The organism is Roseateles sp. P4_D2 (assembly GCF_056401875.1).
The window spans coordinates 17,619-32,381 of sequence record NZ_JBFUIM010000002.1 but is presented as its reverse complement, the minus strand read 5'-3'; the positions used below and the strand labels follow the sequence as shown (position 1 = coordinate 32,381).

Here is a 14,763-nt window from a genome sequence, read left to right as displayed (position 1 = left end):
GCGCTCGACGGGTCCGCCAGGAGTCCTATCTCATAGCGCTCTGAGCACTGCGGATGGTTTCGTACACGCTCTTCGCATTGAGGATGAGGTCAAAACTCGGACCAAGGTTCTGTTCCGCCCCAGGCCAACCACGCATGCCGCCGAACATGGCCGCCATGGGATGCTGAGCACCAAACGTGATGGTGCCCTCGCCTGACCTGGCCTCAGACAAGGACAGATCAGTGAGCGTACGGAGGCTGAGCGATTTCACCTTCCGCGCGAACACGCCCGAGACGATGATGACCCTCTCTGAAGTAACGGCGTAGTAGGTATTTGCGCGCTGGCGCGCCTCGACAAAGAACCTGCCGACCACGAAGTACACGCCGACGAGGACGAACGGAATACCCCACAGCACAAAGAATGCTGGCGTGTTTGGCGCCCTGAGTGCAGAGGCTTCCCAGAAGACCGCGAACCCGCACCACAGCAAGCTAAAGGGGATGGTGAAGGCATCCGACCCGCGGACGACCACGCCTTGCCGGGGCTGCCCCCACCAGAGGGGCTTTTCACTGGGCGAGAGCTCCCGCTGAACTTCTTCGTTCATGGAGTCCATGGCAGGTGAGGACCGGTCAGTCATCTGTCGCCCCAACGCCAGCGTGGTGGCTCGCCTTTGAGCCAGCACACGGCGACAAGCCCCAGGCAGACCGCGACGGTATACGCGATGAATAACAGATGCCCTAGCTGCCCACGGAAGATCGCGCCCAGAGAGAGCAGCGCCGCAAAGGCGGACAAGACCACCCAGCCTTGCCAGGTGTTCGGGACACCCCAGCCCCAGCCATAGCGCTTGGCTGGGAACCAGTAGTCATCTGCTCTATTCGGCATGGTCGATGCTGGCCCACGTGCCGGTGTGCCATCTGTGACGGAGATGCCAATCTAGGGCTTCCGGCATTAGGTTCTCATAAGGGTTCGAAGCTGGGGCGACAAGAATGCGTCAAGGACGGCATTCACCTGGGCCATTCACACCCAGCACTTTCGCCAGCCTTGCGGGAAGCAGTCCCGCACCGATGCCCGGTAGTGGCCGCGAGGCGCATCAGCCATCAATCCACGAACGTCCAGCTGTCCGCCCCATCAAACCGCCGCACCTGCACGTCCTGCAGCAGCCGTGGCTCGAAGTTGTTCAGGTTCACGCCGTGCCGGGCACCGGCTTCGGCGACAAGGGGCTCCCAATGCGTCGAGCAACCGCAATGGGCGCAGCGAATATTGCGCAGCGTCTTGTCACCCCAGACGTACTCGGCCGTGTGTTCGGGATGCCCTTCGACCTTCACCGTGCCGAGCTCGTAGTAGGCCCACAGGCCGCCAAGGCGGCGGCAGATCGAGCAATTGCACTTCGTCGCCTTCTCGGGCGCAAAGGGCAAGGTAAGGCGAACGGCGCCGCAGTGGCAGGCGCCTTGGAGCAGAGGGTCAGGTGTCATAGGCTTGTCCATGGCACCTGACGATAGCTGCGTTCGGCGGCGTGGGCGAGACCCCAGCGATAGCTATCGATAGCTGTCCGGAGCCGGCCTTGCCAGGGCCGCCAGCATCGCCACGCCGGTGTAGTGGCCAACCAGCTGCGTGATCTCGATCAGCGCGGCCTCGTCGAAATGGCGGCGCAGCCTGGCCCAGGTCGCGTCGTCGACGTCCAGGTGCTGGACGAGACCATCGACCAGCTGGAACACGGCCGCCAGCTCGGGCGTCCACAGCGCTGCATCGGGCTTGGCCTCGCGTAGGTCGGCGATCTGCGCATCGCTCAGGCCCATGCGGCGCGAGATCGTCTGCTCGTGCAGGTTGAACTCGTAGTCGCAGCGTGCCGTGGCACAGGTGCGCAGGATGACGGCCTCGCGCAGCATGGGTGCCAGGCGCTTGCGGTCGGCCAGGCCGGTGGGGCCGAGGAAGCCGGTGTCCACCATCTCCTTGAACAGCTCGCCGTGGCGCGCCACGGTCAAAAAGATCTGCGGCGGCGGCATGCCAGCCGGCAGCAGGCGGTTCATGCGCTCGGCGAGATCGAGCGGCAGCGGCAGGGTTTGCGGGGCAATGCGAGGTGTGTGAGTGTTCATGCTTCGAATTTAGAAGCGTTGCGGTAGGCGAACTCTAGCCGAGCTTGCTTCTAAAATCAAAGCATGACGACAAAACGCCTCGCAAAGCTGGCCATGGCGGACACGCCCGCCTCGGGCAAGGATGCGATCAACGCCGCGCTGGAGCTCTTCCACCGCCGCTGGACGCTGCGCATCCTGTGGGAGCTGCGCGCCGAGGACGCCAGCCTGAACTTCAGAGCGCTGCAGGCCGCCTGTGGTGACTTGTCGGCCTCGGTGCTGAACCAGCGCCTGGCGGAGTTGCGCGAGGCCCTGCTCGTCGAGCATGACGCAGGCAGTGGCTATCGGTTGGCGCCCCACGGGCGCTCACTGCTGTTGGCGATCGAGCCGCTGCTGCAATGGGCGCCGCGTTGGGCGCGCGAGGTGCAGCGAAACACGACGCCGCGATGATCAGGAACGGTCGGGGCGTTCGGGCCGAGCGCTGGGCCGCTCCCGAGCCGGCCCGCGTTGGCGATGTGCTTGCGGCTGGATGCCGTAAGCATCGCCGTCCCCACGGGGGACCGATCAGGCTTGCTCGCGTTCAGCGCGCAAGACTGAGCGAGGGGCACACCATTTAGGCCGGCACCCGGACGGCGAGGCGGGCTCGCTCGATGGCGGCGATCAGCGCCTCTTCCGAATAGGGCTTGCCCAGCAGCTGGGTCACACCGGCGGCGGCGGCCTCGGCCTGCTTGTCGTCGGAGGACGTGATCATGACGACGGGCAGGTCGGCCGTCACAGCAGCTGCGCGCACCTGGCGGGTCAGCTCGAAACCGTCGATGCCGGGCATCTCGACGTCGGTGATCAAGAGGTGCGGCAGCTCGGCGGCCATCAACTCCAGCGCCTGCTCGCCGCTCTCGGCCAGCGCGACGCGATAGGTCTGGCCGGTCAGCAGGCGGCTGATCTTGACGCGCACGATCTTGGAATCGTCGGCAACGAGGACGAGGGTTTCGTCGGCCCGCAGTTCGCGGGTGGCCAGGGCCGCCGCGGCAGCAGCAGCAGCTTCAGCGGCTTCCCGCGCGGCCTGTTCCTCCGCCCGGCGCCGGGCGGCAGCCGCGCGCTCGGCCTCGGCCTGCTCGGCGGCCAGCCTGAGGGCCTCGGCTTCTCGGGCGGCGCGTTCGTCCTCCAGGCGTTGCAGCTCGGCAGCCTCGCGGGCGGCCTGTTCGCGGGCTTGGCGTTCGGCCTCGGCCTCTTGTTGGGCTTTCAGGTCGGCCAGGCGGCGTGCTTCGGCTTCGCGGGCGGCGGCTTCCTGGGCGAGGCGCTCAGCCTCGGCGCGTTCCTGCGCCAGCCGTTCGGCCTCTGCAGCTTCGGTGGCCTCGCGGGCGGCCTGCTCGTCGGCTTCGCGCCGTTGTGTCTCGGCACGTTGTTCTGCCAGGCGCCGGGCCTGGGCCTCGAAGCGGAGGGCTTCTTCGTGCTCGACGCGTGCCCGCTCGGCCTCCAGCTGTTCTTCCTCGGCACGCTGCTGGCCCAGGCGCTGGGACACGGCGGCCTCGACCTCGCGCAGGGCCTGATCGTCGGCCTGCTGGCGGGCGGATTCGGCGGGTACGCGCGGGGCGCGAGTCGCATATTCGGCCCGCGCCAGCGTGAGGCGCTCGGCTTCGCGGCGCCGGGCGTCGGCACGGGACTTTTGTTGCCGGCGTCGGCCGAGCCACAGCAGGAACAGCACGACGGCGACCGTCACGGCGGCCAGGGGCCAGGTCAACAGCTCGTTCATCTTCGGGGGACGTGCGCTACTTCAAAGTCGCACATCATCGGGCCAGTGAGTGTCCGCTTCGCGAACAGGCCTTTCGAGGAAGGCCCAGGTGGCGCCGTTTGTCACGCCTTGGCGGCTGGAATTCAGCGCTGGGGCGGCGGCAACAGGCCGGCAGTGTGGGTCGCGCTGCCGGGCGCGTCGTCCTCGCCGGGCACGAAAAGCGTCAGGACGCACGCCAGCACCGACACCACGAGCGTGGCGGTGAACTTGAAGCGGGCTGACGTGGCCATGGCCTGGATAGTGAGCCATGTCGCCGCCGGACGCTCCCCCTAACTCGCCAGTGAATGCTGACGACGTACTGGCAGCAGTCAGCGCAAGCCCATGGTGCGCCGGTACTGGCCCGGCGTAGCGCCCAGGGCGCCCTTGACGTGGCGGGTCAAATGGCTGGCGCCGGCATAGCCGCAGGTGGCGGCGACGTCGGCCAGGGGCAGGGCGGTGTCGCGCAGCAAGGTGCGGGCGCGGTCCAGGCGGCGGGCGGCGACCCAGTCGTGCACGCTGCAGCCCATGGAGACGCGGAACATGCGGGCGAAATGGAATTCGGACAGGTGGACCTGGGCGGCCAGCCGGGGCAGGCTCAACTCGGCGCTGTCGAGGTGGGCATCAACGAAGTCCAGCACCCGACGCCGCGCCGCCCCGGACAAGCCACCCGGCGAGCGTTCGGCTCGCTCACGCAGCCGCGGCCGGGCGGCCTGCAGCACGAGGTGATCCAGCGCGGCCTGGCTCAGCGCATCGATGCGCAGGCGCTCGGCGGGGTCCTGCCAGTCGTACCTGGCAACGCCCTGGGCCCAGGCGGCAAGTGTGGCGTCTTCGCCAAAGATGCGCTGCTCCAGCGTGATGGCGCGGGGCTCGGCGTCCAGCAGGCGGACGATGCGGTCGGCCCAGGCGTCGTCCGACAGGTAGAGGTGGACGAAGCGCAGCGGCCCGGCCACGTTCCAGCGCGACTCGTGCTCGGCTGGCAGGATGCAGTGGCAGCCGGGCGAGCCGGTCTCGCGGGGTGTCTCGATGAGGTGGGTGTCGTGTCCGCCCTGCAGATAGACCGACAGGGTGTGGTGGCCGGGCCGCTGGTAGTCCATGCGCCCGCCGTCGTTGCACCACTGCACCAGGCGCAGGTCGTCGGCGAGCGTCAGCTCACGTTCCCGGCGCGCGCTGGAGCGGCCCAGCACGTCGAAGACGGGCTGGTGGGCCGTGGCGCCGGCGGTCAGGTCGAGCATGCAGCGATGCTAGGTGCTAAGCCCTTCCCCATGCCGGCCTGAGGCCGACGATGCGCAGGAATATGCAATCGCACGGCCGCCCGCGGCGCCACGATGGCGGGCATGAATGCCTTCCTCTACCTGCTCGTCGTGCTGATCTGGGGTACGACCTGGATCGCCCTGAAGTGGCAACTGGGCCCCGTGCCGATTGCGCTGTCCATCGCCTACCGCTTTGGCCTCGCGGCCCTGGTGCTGTTCGCCTGGCTGGCCTGGCGGCGCCAGCTCGTCGTGCCGCGTGGGCGGGCGCTCACTTGGGTGCTCGCCCAGGGACTGTGTCTGTTCTGCCTGAACTTCGTCTGTTTCCTGAACGCCAGCCAGACGCTGGCCAGCGGCCTGGTGGCGGTCGTGTTCTCCAGCGCGGCGCTGTGGAACGCGCTGCTGGCGCGTCTTGTTCATGGCCGTGCCATCGCGCCCCAGGTCCTGGCGGGTGGCTCGCTCGGCCTGACGGGGCTGGTGCTGCTGTTCTGGCCCGAGATCCGTGGTGGCCACGCCAGCCTGGCCGGCCTGGCCTGGGCGCTGGGTGGCACGCTGTGCTTCTCGACCGGCAACCTGCTGTCGGCCGCGCTGCAGCAGCAGGGCCTGAAACCGGTGCAGACCAACGCCTGGGGCATGGCGGTGGGCACGGCGATCCTGACGGGCTATGCGCTGTTGGCCGGAGTGCCTTTCGCGTTCGACGCGAGCACCCGCTACCTCGGCGCGCTGCTGTACCTGGCTATCCCGGGTTCGGTCATCGGCTTCACGGCCTACCTGACGCTGGTGGGCCGCCTCGGTCCCGAGCGGGCCGCCTACAGCACGGTGCTGTTCCCGGTCGTCGCGCTGAACGTGTCGGCCTGGGTGGAGGGCTACGAGTGGACGGCGCCGGCGCTCGCCGGGCTGGTGCTGGTGATGGCGGGCAATGTGCTGGTGTTCAGGAAGCGGGTTGCTTCGGCTTGCGCTCCAGCAGCGCCATCGCCTCACCCACCAGCCCGCGCCTGAAGGCCAGCACGCAGACGATGAAGATCAGCCCGGTGACGAGGCTGACGGATTCGCCCAGGCTGTTGAACCAGGTCACGCCGGTCAGCTCGCCCAGCCAATTGCCGAAGTCGCCGATCTTGTTCTCCAGCGCGATGATGACCAGCGCCCCCACCATGGGGCCGACCAGCGTGCCCATGCCGCCCACCAGCGTCATCAGGATGACGAGGCCTGAGGTGGTCCAGATCGCGTCGGTCAGCGTGGCGAAGCCCAGCACCAGCGTCTTGGTGGAACCGGCGAGGCCAGCCAGCGCGGCCGACAGCACGAAGGCCAGCAGTTTGAAGTGGCCGGTGTCGTAGCCCAGCGACGTGGCGCGGGCCTCGTTCTCGCGGATGGACGTCAGCACCTGGCCGAACGGCGAGTGGACGATGCGGTAGATCAGCCAGAAGGCGGCGATGAAGATGGCCAGAACGACGTAGAACAGCACCAGGTCGTTTTCCAGGTGCAGGCCCAGGAAGCTGCCGCGCGGCACCGACTGCAGGCCGTCTTCCCCGCCGGTGAAGGGGGTCTGCAGGAAGAAGAAGTACAGCATCTGCGCCAGGGCCAGCGTGATCATCGAGAAATAGATGCCCGAGCGGCGGATGGCCAGCAGACCGAACAGCAGGCCCACACCGGCCGCGCCCGCCATGCCGACGAGGATGCCCACCGGCGTCGGCAGGCCCCAGACCTTGAGCGCATGGCCGGTCACATAGGCCGCGGTGCCCAGGAAGGCCGCATGGCCAAAGGACAGCAGGCCTGTGAAGCCCACCAGCAGGTTGAAGGCGCAGGCGAACAGCGCGTAGCAGAGCACCTTCATCACGAAGACGGGATAGACGCCGAACGCTGGCAGCAGTGCGATAGCGACGAAGAGCGCGGCGTAGCCGAGGACTTTCTTGTTCATTTTTCTTTGCCGAACAGGCCGGCCGGGCGAACGAGCAGCACGATGGCCATGACGACGAACACCACCGTGTTGGACGCCTCGGGATAGAAGACCTTGGTCAGCCCTTCAACGATGCCCAACCCAAGCCCGGTCAGGATGGAGCCAAGGATGGAGCCCATGCCGCCGATCACCACCACCGCGAACACCACGATGATGAGGTTGGTCCCCATCAGCGCCGACACCTGCAGGATGGGTGCAGCCAGCACGCCCGCGAATGCCGCGAGGGCCACGCCACCGGCATAGGTCAGCGTGACCATCAGCGGCACATTGATGCCGAATGCCTGCACGAGCTTGGGGTTCTCGGTGCCGGCGCGCAGCTTGGCGCCCAGCGACGTCTTCTCGATCAGCGCCCACACAGCGAAACACACGATGAGGGACGCGACGACGACCCAGGCACGGTAGTTGGGCAGGATCATGAAGCCGAGGTTGGTGGCACCCTGCAGCGCGTCGGGCACCTGGTAGGGCTGGCCCGACACACCGTAGACGCTGCGGAACACACCTTCGATGACGAGGGTGATGCCGAAGGTCAGCAGCAGGCCGTAGAGGTGGTCGAGCTTGTAGAGCCACTGCAGCATCGTGCGTTCAATGACGATGCCGATGAGGCCGACCGCGAGCGGCGCGAGACCGAGCATGAGCCAGTAGTTCAGCCCCAGGTATTCCAGCCCCATCCAGGCGAAGAAAGCCCCCATCATGTACAGCGCCCCGTGGGCGAAGTTGATGATGTTGAGCATGCCGAAGATGACCGCCAGGCCCAGGGACAGCATCGCGTAGAACGAGCCGTTGACCAGGCCGAGCAGCAGCTGGCCCAAGAGGGCCGGCAGCGGAATACCGAAGATTTCTGTCATGGCAATCGTGTTCAGACCCTGGACGCCCGCCGGGCCGCTCCCAAGGGCGGCCAGGGCCGATGTCGATGCCGGCTCTCGCCGGCATCGATCGGCGTCCCCTCGGGGGACCGACCAGAAACGCGCGCGTCCAGCAGCGCGGGGCTGGGCGAGGGGTTCACGTTCACTTCTTCACCAGCGGGCACTTGCTGTCCGCGAGCTTGGTGAACGCCTCGTCGCCCGGGATGCGCGTCACGACCTTGTAGTAGTCCCAGGGCTCGGTCGATTCCTTCACCGACTTGACCTGCATCAGGAACATGTCGTGGATGCCGCGGCCGTCTTCCTTGCGGATGGTGCCCTTGGTGTAGAAGTCGTTGATCGGCGTGTCCTTCATCTTGGCCATGACCTTGTCGGCGTCGTCGGTCTTGGTGGCGTCGACGGCCTTCAGGTAGTGGGTCACGGCCGAGTAGTCCGCGGCCTGCAGCGACGAGGGCATGCGCTTCATCTTGTCGAAGAAGCGGCGGCTCCAGGCGCGTGCCTCGGGGCTCTGATTCCAGTACCAGGAGTCGGTCAGGTACATGCCCTCGGTCGTCTTCAGGCCCAGCGAGTGCACGTCGTTGATGAACATCAGCAGGCCGGCGAGCTTCATACCCTTGGTGATGCCGAACTCGTTGGCGGCCTTGATCGTGTTGATGGTGTCGCCACCCGCGTTGGCCAGGCCGAGGATCTGCGCGCCGGAGCCCTGTGCCTGCAGCAGGAAGCTGGAGAAGTCGTTGGCGTTCAGCGGGTGCTTGACGCTGCCCTTGACCGTGCCGCCGCTCTTCTGTACGACGGCGGCCGTGTCGGCCTGCAGGGCCGCGCCGAAGGCGTAGTCGGCGGTCAGGAAGAACCAGGTTTTGCCGCCGGCCTTGGTCACCGCGGCGCCCGTGCCGTTGGCCAGGGCCACGGTGTCGTAGGCGTAGTGGATGGTGTAGGGCGTGCAATTGGCATTCGTCAGGGCCGAGCTGCCGGCGCCGATGGAGATGAAGGGCTTCTTCTTCTCGGCGGCTACGGTGGCAATGGCCAAGTTGACGCCCGAGTTGGTGCCGCCCACCAGCAGGTCGAGCCCTTGCGTGTCCATCCACTCGCGCGCCTTGGCGGAGGCGACGTCGGCCTTGTTCTGGTGGTCGGCAAAGATCAGCTCGACCTTCTTGCCCGCGGCCACACCCTTGAGGTCGGCGATGGCCATCTTGATCGCCTCGACACCGCCGGCACCGTCGATGTCGGCATAGACGCTGGACATGTCGGTCAGGAAACCGATCTTGATGACGTCGCCCGAGATCTGGGCCTGGGCGGCAAGGCCGCAGGTGGCGAGCGCGGCGGCAATGAGGGTCTTTTTCATGGTTGTCTCCGGTGGGTTGTTTGGATTCAAACGCTGAGCAGCTCGTCCATCTGGGCCTGGTGGGCCGGCAGGTCGGCTGCGGGGAAGGACAGCACGACTTCGCCGTGCTCGATGACTAGAAAATGGTCGGCCAGGGGCGCGGCGAAGCGGAAGTTCTGCTCCACCATGACGATGGTGAAGCCCTGGCTCTTCAGCGTGCGGATCATGCGGGCCAGGGCCTGGACGATGACGGGGGCCAGGCCTTCCGAGATCTCGTCCAACAAGAGGATGTCGGCGCCCGTGCGCAGGATGCGGGCGACGGCCAGCATCTGCTGCTCGCCGCCGGACAGGCGCGTGCCGGGGCTGTTCTTGCGCTCGGCGAGGTTGGGGAACATCGCGTAGATCTCGGTCTCGCTCATGACCTTGCCGCGCTTGGTTTTCAGCGGCGGCGGCAGGCGCAGGTTCTCTTCGGTCGACAGGCTGGCGAAGATGCCGCGCTCCTCGGGGCAGTAGCCGATGCCGAGGTTGGCGATGCGGTGCGTGGACAGGCCGATGGTCTCTTCGCCGTGGATCTTGATGGAGCCTTTTCTTGCTCCCGTCAAACCCATGATGGCCCGCAGCGTGGTGGTGCGGCCGGCGCCGTTGCGGCCGAGCAGGGTGATGACCTGGCCGGGTTGGACTGACAGGTTGATGCCGTGGAGGATGTGGCTTTCGCCGTACCAGGCGTGGAGGTTTTGGATTTCGAGTGCTGGGGTGGCCATGGCTTTGTCAGCTTGCTCGTTGCTTCGGGTTGCTTTGGCGGAGAGCGTGGTTGCTCGCTGCATTGCCGGGAGTCCCGCCCGGCAGCGGGGTAACTTTCTTCTGCGGGGCCAGAAGAAAGTCACCAAAGAAGAGGCCCTGAACCGCACACGACCGCGGCGCCGCGAATAGCGGCGCGCGAAAACGCTGACCTGCATCTCGGGAAGACGCGAACCGCTGCGCTCTCGCTGCTGTCCTTGTGAAGAGCACCATCCATTGCCCCTTCACGCCGCTTAACGTCGGCTGCACGCCGAACTCATCAGGGAATGCAGCGTCGCTCGGGCGACGCTGTATTTGATTTTCTGGTGAGCCCGGCGTGCAGCCGCGCGTTAAGCGGGCAGGTGGTGCGATGGATGGTGCGGCCGATAAGGACAGCAGCGAGAGCGCAGCGGCTCGCGTCTGCCCACTCACCGGCCGGCTGTTGCACGGCGCAGCTCGTGCATGTGGTGCTGGTGTGCGGTTCAGGGCCTCTTCTTTGGTGACTTTCTTCTGGCCCCGCAGAAGAAAGTTACCCGGCCGCCGGGACGGACTCCCGGCAATGCAACGAGCAGGCACGCTCTCCGCCAAGCAACCAACAACAGCGAGCAGCAGCACCATCAATGCGCCCCCTGCAACTCGGCAGCATCCGTACCCATATAAGCCTCCAGCACCGCCGGATGCTTCGACACCGTCGCGTAATCACCTTCGGCCAGAACAGCGCCACGAGCCAGCACCGTAATCCGGTCCGCAATGCTCGCCACCACCTTCATGTTGTGCTCCACCATCAGCACGGTCCGGCCCTCCGCCACGCGCTTGATCAACGCCGTCACACGGTCCACATCCTCGTGCCCCATGCCCTGCGTCGGTTCGTCCAGCAGCATCAGCTGCGGCTCCATCGCCATCGTCGTGGCGATCTCCAACGCACGCTTGCGGCCATAAGGCAGGTCGGCGGCCTTCACGGCGGCCATGTCGCGCAGGTCCACCAGCTCCAGCAGCGACAGCACCTTGGCGTCCAGCGTCTTCAGCCCTGTCAGCCCCTTCCAGAAATGAAAGCTCGTGCCGGTGAAGCGCTGCAAGCCGATGCGCACGTTCTCCAGCACCGTGAGATGCGGGAACACGGCGGAGATCTGGAAAGACCGGATGACACCGCGCCGCGCGATCTGCGCCGAGGTCTCGCCAGTGATGTCGGTGCCGGCGAAGACGATGCGCCCACGCGTCGGCGTCAGGAACTTGGTCAGCAAGTTGAAGCAGGTCGTCTTGCCCGCGCCGTTGGGGCCTAGCAGCGCATGAATGTGGCCACGATGCACCTGCAGGTTCACGGCGTCCACGGCCGTGAAGCCTTTGAACTCCTTGGTCAGGTCCTGGGTCTCGAGGATGTATTCGCTCATGGACTTCCGGGTTAGCTGCGCGACTCTAGGCCTTCAAGCATGACGCTGGCTTACGGGCATTCACGGGGTCTGGTCCGCGGAGAGGAAACGCTCGATCAAGCCAATCTGCTCGGGTGTGTTCAAGGCCGGTGCATGGCCGCAGCCGGGGATCAGCGCGACCGCAGCACGCGGGCCGCGCTCGCGCATGGCCTGCGCCGTTTCGGCGGTCAACAGCGTCGAGTCCTCGCCGCGCAGGCAGAGCACGGGCAGGTCGAGCTGGTCCCAGGCCGCCCACAACTCGTAGTCGTCGGGATGGTGATCGAACTGCTGCACCAGGGCCGGGTCGTAATGCGTTGTCACGCGGCCATCGGGCAGGCGGCGCAGCGAGGTTTCGGTGAGGTGGCGCCATTGCGTGTCGGACAGATCACCAAAGCTCGCGTAGATCTCTCTGAAATAGACCTCCAGCTCAGTCACCGTTGCAAAGCTGGGCGGCTGCCCGGCGTAGGCCTTGATGCGTGTCAGCGCCGAGGCTGCCAGCTCGGGGCCGTTGTCGTTCAGCACAAGGCGCTTGATGCGGCCGCGCAACTGGGTAGCTGCGCCGAGCGTGCCGATGGCGCCACCCATGGACGTGCCCACCCAATGCACCTTCTGCAAGCCCAACTGATCCAGCAGCGCTTCGGCTTGTTCGACATAGAACTCCAGGCAGTATTCGCGGGCCGGGTCGATGGCCCACTGCGACAGGCCGCGGCCCAAGGTGTCGGGGCAAACGACGTGCCAGCGGCTGCTGAGTGCGGCCGCGAAGTCGTCGAAGTCACGGCTGCTGCGCGCCAGGCCATGCCAGGCGATGACGGGTGGTGCGCCCGCGTCACCCCACTCGGTGATGTGGATCTCGCGACCCAGGCAGTTGAGGTAGCGCGATCTCATTTTTTGGCCCTCCCATGCGTCCACGCCGCCAGCCGCAGCCGCCCGACGATGCCGCCGGGGAAGTGGTAGACGGCCAGTACGAAGAGCAGGCCCAGCCACAGCAGCCAGCGGTCGGGCGAAATCAGCGTGCTCAAGACCGGCACGCCGTCGACCAGCGAGCCGGCGATCTTCAGCAGGGCCTGCAGGTAGTTCTGCGCGACGATGAAGAGCACGCTGCCAATGACGGCACCGTAGACCGTGCCCATGCCGCCGATGACGACGATGAGCAGCAGGTCCAGCATGATCTCCATGCTCATGGCGGTCTCTGGGCCTGTGTAGCGCAGCCACAGCGCCAGCAGCGCGCCACCGCAGCAGGCCAGCAGCGCCGCGATGACGTTGGCGCCGGTGCGGTAGACCACCGTGCGGTAGCCGATCGCCTCGGCCCGGAACTCGTTCTCGCGGATGGCCTGCAGCACGCGGCCGAAGGGCGAATTGACGATGCGCAGCAGCAGCGCGATCAACAGCGTCACCGCGACAAAGAGAACGTAGTAGGTCAGCAGCCGGCCGTCGAGCATGATGCCCAGCACGGGCTCTTCCATGAACTCGGTCGAGGGCCGCAGCGCTGAAGGCAGTTGGAAGTTCAGGCCGTCTTCGCCGCCGGTGAAGTCACTCAGCTGAGAGGCCAGCGTCATGAAGGCTGACGCGACGGCCAGCGTGATCATGGCGAAGAAGATGGCCTTCACGCGCAGGCTGGCCAGTCCCATCGCCAGCGCCAGCACGGCGCTCAATACGAGCGCAGCGAGGAAGCCGATGCCTAGCGACGTCCAATCCGCACCCAGCCGCGCTGATGCGATGGCGATGCCATAGGCGCCGATACCGACGAACATCGTGTGCGCGAAGCTGACGATGCCGGTATAGCCCAGCAACAGGTCGTAGCTGGCGACGAGCAGGATGAAGACGAGGATCTTGGCCGCGACGTTGAGCGCCTGCGTGCCCGGGAAGATGAAAGGCGCACCGGCCAGGCCGACGGAGCAGGCGATCAACAGCGCGCCGAGGATGCGGCTGCGCGGCAGGTCGTGTGAAAGCAGAGAACGAAAAACGGATGTCATCGGAAACCCCTCGCTTCGTTGCGCGTGATCAACGATGCGAACGCCGAATAAAAAACCAAGCGACTGCCGTGGAACTGGCTTCGCCAGGCCACTGGCAGTGCCCCCTTGAGGGGGAGCGCGAAGCGCAACGGGGGTGGGCTCATTTCGCTCCCACCGGGTAGAGGCCTTGCGGGCGCCACAGCAGGATGGCGACCATCAGCCCGATGTTGGAGAACAGCGCCGCCTTGGGCGCGATAAAGCCGGCGTAGTTGGCGACGAGGCCGACCAGCAGCGCGCCGACCAGGCAGCCGACCGTCGAGCCGAGGCCGCCAATGATGATGACGATGAAGAGCAGCAGGTTGACCTGCGCGCCGATCTGCGGCGTGACGCCCTGCTGCACCAGGCCCCACAGCACGCCGCCCAGGCCCGCGAGCGCGGAGCCGGCGACGAACACGCCGACGAAGAGGCGTTTGATGCGATAGCCCAGCGCCTCGACCATCTCGCGGTCCTGCACGCCGGCGCGGATCAGCAGGCCGATCTTGGTGCGGTTCAGCACGAGCAGCAGCGCGATGAGCACGGCGAGGCCGATGAGCATGGACAGCACGCGGAACTTCTCGACCGCCACATCACCGAACAGGAAGATGCCGCGCAGTGCGTCGGGCATGGGCAGCGGGATCAGCTGGGCGCCCCAGGTCGCCTTGATCAGCTCCTCGCCAATGATCATGCCGCCCATGGTGATGAGGATCTGCTTCAGGTGTTGGCCATAGACCGGGCGGACGAGCACGCGCTCGAAGACGACACCCACCGCTGCCGCGATGGCCATGCCGGCTGCGCATGCAGCTGCGAGGGCAGCGAGGTTGGCGAGTACGTCGGGGCTGGTGGCCCAAGGAGCCATTGCGGCGAGCACGGTGGTGGCCGTGAAGGCGCCCAGCGCGATGAAGACGCCGTGGCCGAAGTTGAGGACGTCCATCAGGCCGAAGACCAGGGTCAGGCCGGAGGCGATGACGAAGATGATGAGGCCCATGGCGATGCCGGCCAGAGTCAGGTTGAGCCAGGTGCTGGGGCTGCCGGTGAGGGGCAGGGCCAGCAGCATGATTGCTGCGAGGAGCGTGAGGGGCTTCGGGTCAAGCTTCATGCTTGTTGGTCGCTCTTGCGGAGAGCGTGTTGGCTCGGTGCATTGCCGGGAGTCCGTCCCGGCGGCCGGGTAACTTTCTTCTGCGGCGCCAGAAGAAAGTCACCAAAGAAGAGGCGCTGAACCGCACACGATCGCGACGACGCCATGAGCGGCGCGCGAAAACGCGCACTTTCATTTCGGGCAGACGCGACCCGCTGCGCTCTCGCTGCTGTCCCTGTGACGAGCACCATCCATCGCCCCTTCACGCCGGTTAACGCCGGCTGCACGCCGGGCTCATCAACAAATGCGAATGCAACGT

General features: G+C 66.4%; 17 protein-coding genes. 2 read left to right on the top strand and 15 right to left on the bottom strand.

From position 1 onward, the window contains the following. Positions 1-25 precede the first annotated feature (25 nt). The 4 genes from AC1DW0_RS03445 to AC1DW0_RS03430 form a co-directional block, all read right to left on the bottom strand. Positions 26-580, bottom strand: a complete 555-nt coding sequence (locus AC1DW0_RS03445) for a hypothetical protein (RefSeq protein WP_477944935.1) — start codon at positions 578-580, stop codon at positions 26-28. 29 nt (positions 581-609) lie between these two features. Beyond that, positions 610-858, bottom strand: coding sequence for a hypothetical protein (locus tag AC1DW0_RS03440; protein ID WP_082532847.1), 249 nt, complete (start codon positions 856-858; stop codon positions 610-612). A 215-nt stretch (positions 859-1,073) separates the two neighbouring features. Beyond that, on the bottom strand, positions 1,074-1,448 hold the full coding sequence (locus tag AC1DW0_RS03435) for a GFA family protein (protein ID WP_457321708.1): 375 nt from the start codon (positions 1,446-1,448) through the stop codon (positions 1,074-1,076). 63 nt (positions 1,449-1,511) lie between these two features. Further along, the gene (locus AC1DW0_RS03430; RefSeq protein WP_457388381.1) at positions 1,512-2,069 is read right to left on the bottom strand and encodes a carboxymuconolactone decarboxylase family protein; all 558 of its coding nucleotides are present in this window, start codon (positions 2,067-2,069) and stop codon (positions 1,512-1,514) included. A gap of 63 nt (positions 2,070-2,132) precedes the next feature. Between AC1DW0_RS03430 and AC1DW0_RS03425 the strand changes: the two genes are divergently transcribed. Then, positions 2,133-2,495 (top strand): winged helix-turn-helix transcriptional regulator, encoded by a 363-nt coding sequence (locus AC1DW0_RS03425; RefSeq protein WP_477944934.1) that lies wholly within the window; start codon positions 2,133-2,135, stop codon positions 2,493-2,495. A gap of 163 nt (positions 2,496-2,658) precedes the next feature. On the opposite strand, the gene AC1DW0_RS03420 is transcribed toward AC1DW0_RS03425, so the two are convergent. From AC1DW0_RS03420 to AC1DW0_RS03410, 3 genes are all read right to left on the bottom strand, one after another. Then, positions 2,659-3,795, bottom strand: a complete 1,137-nt coding sequence (locus AC1DW0_RS03420) for a response regulator (protein ID WP_477944933.1) — start codon at positions 3,793-3,795, stop codon at positions 2,659-2,661. 122 nt (positions 3,796-3,917) lie between these two features. Further along, complete coding sequence (locus tag AC1DW0_RS03415) at positions 3,918-4,064, bottom strand: hypothetical protein (protein ID WP_157281872.1); 147 nt, start codon at positions 4,062-4,064, stop codon at positions 3,918-3,920. 78 nt (positions 4,065-4,142) lie between these two features. After that, the gene (locus AC1DW0_RS03410; RefSeq protein ID WP_477944932.1) at positions 4,143-5,045 is read right to left on the bottom strand and encodes a helix-turn-helix domain-containing protein; all 903 of its coding nucleotides are present in this window, start codon (positions 5,043-5,045) and stop codon (positions 4,143-4,145) included. A 102-nt stretch (positions 5,046-5,147) separates the two neighbouring features. On the opposite strand from AC1DW0_RS03410, the gene AC1DW0_RS03405 reads away from it, so the two are divergent. Next, complete coding sequence (locus AC1DW0_RS03405; protein WP_457352084.1) at positions 5,148-6,059, top strand: DMT family transporter; 912 nt, start codon at positions 5,148-5,150, stop codon at positions 6,057-6,059. Here the strand turns inward: AC1DW0_RS03405 and AC1DW0_RS03400 are convergent. The 8 genes from AC1DW0_RS03400 to AC1DW0_RS03365 all read right to left on the bottom strand — a co-directional run bounded on the left by AC1DW0_RS03400 (position 5,992) and on the right by AC1DW0_RS03365 (position 14,465). Then, entirely contained in the window at positions 5,992-6,975 is a 984-nt protein-coding gene (locus AC1DW0_RS03400) for a branched-chain amino acid ABC transporter permease (protein WP_056200982.1), read from the bottom strand. The two genes, AC1DW0_RS03405 and AC1DW0_RS03400, sit on opposite strands and share 68 nt — an antisense overlap. Beyond that, the gene (locus AC1DW0_RS03395) at positions 6,972-7,859 is read right to left on the bottom strand and encodes a branched-chain amino acid ABC transporter permease (protein WP_056200980.1); all 888 of its coding nucleotides are present in this window, start codon (positions 7,857-7,859) and stop codon (positions 6,972-6,974) included. Before AC1DW0_RS03395 ends, AC1DW0_RS03400 begins: the two co-directional genes overlap by 4 nt. A gap of 160 nt (positions 7,860-8,019) precedes the next feature. Beyond that, entirely contained in the window at positions 8,020-9,216 is a 1,197-nt protein-coding gene (locus AC1DW0_RS03390; protein WP_056200978.1) for an ABC transporter substrate-binding protein, read from the bottom strand. Between the two features lie 26 nt (positions 9,217-9,242). Further along, positions 9,243-9,956: an ABC transporter ATP-binding protein gene (locus tag AC1DW0_RS03385; RefSeq protein WP_056200976.1), complete on the bottom strand. Its 714-nt coding sequence runs from the start codon at positions 9,954-9,956 to the stop codon at positions 9,243-9,245. A gap of 633 nt (positions 9,957-10,589) precedes the next feature. After that, a complete protein-coding gene (locus AC1DW0_RS03380; RefSeq protein ID WP_457322198.1) occupies positions 10,590-11,360 on the bottom strand; it encodes an ABC transporter ATP-binding protein in 771 nt (256 codons plus the stop codon). Between the two features lie 60 nt (positions 11,361-11,420). Then, the gene (locus tag AC1DW0_RS03375) at positions 11,421-12,263 is read right to left on the bottom strand and encodes an alpha/beta fold hydrolase (RefSeq protein WP_477944931.1); all 843 of its coding nucleotides are present in this window, start codon (positions 12,261-12,263) and stop codon (positions 11,421-11,423) included. After that, entirely contained in the window at positions 12,260-13,351 is a 1,092-nt protein-coding gene (locus AC1DW0_RS03370; protein WP_477944930.1) for a branched-chain amino acid ABC transporter permease, read from the bottom strand. Before AC1DW0_RS03370 ends, AC1DW0_RS03375 begins: the two co-directional genes overlap by 4 nt. Before the next feature lie 139 nt (positions 13,352-13,490). Beyond that, positions 13,491-14,465 (bottom strand): branched-chain amino acid ABC transporter permease, encoded by a 975-nt coding sequence (locus tag AC1DW0_RS03365; protein ID WP_477944929.1) that lies wholly within the window; start codon positions 14,463-14,465, stop codon positions 13,491-13,493. Positions 14,466-14,763 lie beyond the last annotated feature (298 nt).

Bases quoted from the DNA above. Each gene is read 5' to 3' on its own strand.
- AC1DW0_RS03430 (WP_457388381.1), bottom strand. From the start codon at position 2,069: ATGAACACTCACACACCTCGCATTGCCCCGCAAACCCTGCCGCTGCCG.
- AC1DW0_RS03440 (WP_082532847.1), bottom strand. From the start codon at position 858: ATGCCGAATAGAGCAGATGACTACTGGTTCCCAGCCAAGCGCTATGGC.
- AC1DW0_RS03425 (WP_477944934.1), top strand. From the start codon at position 2,133: ATGACGACAAAACGCCTCGCAAAGCTGGCCATGGCGGACACGCCCGCC.
- AC1DW0_RS03390 (WP_056200978.1), bottom strand. From the start codon at position 9,216: ATGAAAAAGACCCTCATTGCCGCCGCGCTCGCCACCTGCGGCCTTGCC.
- AC1DW0_RS03420 (WP_477944933.1), bottom strand. From the start codon at position 3,795: ATGAACGAGCTGTTGACCTGGCCCCTGGCCGCCGTGACGGTCGCCGTC.
- AC1DW0_RS03365 (WP_477944929.1), bottom strand. From the start codon at position 14,465: ATGAAGCTTGACCCGAAGCCCCTCACGCTCCTCGCAGCAATCATGCTG.
- AC1DW0_RS03405 (WP_457352084.1), top strand. From the start codon at position 5,148: ATGAATGCCTTCCTCTACCTGCTCGTCGTGCTGATCTGGGGTACGACC.
- AC1DW0_RS03375 (WP_477944931.1), bottom strand. From the start codon at position 12,263: ATGAGATCGCGCTACCTCAACTGCCTGGGTCGCGAGATCCACATCACC.
- AC1DW0_RS03385 (WP_056200976.1), bottom strand. From the start codon at position 9,956: ATGGCCACCCCAGCACTCGAAATCCAAAACCTCCACGCCTGGTACGGC.
- AC1DW0_RS03370 (WP_477944930.1), bottom strand. From the start codon at position 13,351: ATGACATCCGTTTTTCGTTCTCTGCTTTCACACGACCTGCCGCGCAGC.
- AC1DW0_RS03415 (WP_157281872.1), bottom strand. From the start codon at position 4,064: ATGGCCACGTCAGCCCGCTTCAAGTTCACCGCCACGCTCGTGGTGTCG.
- AC1DW0_RS03400 (WP_056200982.1), bottom strand. From the start codon at position 6,975: ATGAACAAGAAAGTCCTCGGCTACGCCGCGCTCTTCGTCGCTATCGCA.
- AC1DW0_RS03435 (WP_457321708.1), bottom strand. From the start codon at position 1,448: ATGACACCTGACCCTCTGCTCCAAGGCGCCTGCCACTGCGGCGCCGTT.
- AC1DW0_RS03380 (WP_457322198.1), bottom strand. From the start codon at position 11,360: ATGAGCGAATACATCCTCGAGACCCAGGACCTGACCAAGGAGTTCAAA.
- AC1DW0_RS03445 (WP_477944935.1), bottom strand. From the start codon at position 580: ATGAACGAAGAAGTTCAGCGGGAGCTCTCGCCCAGTGAAAAGCCCCTC.
- AC1DW0_RS03395 (WP_056200980.1), bottom strand. From the start codon at position 7,859: ATGACAGAAATCTTCGGTATTCCGCTGCCGGCCCTCTTGGGCCAGCTG.
- AC1DW0_RS03410 (WP_477944932.1), bottom strand. From the start codon at position 5,045: ATGCTCGACCTGACCGCCGGCGCCACGGCCCACCAGCCCGTCTTCGAC.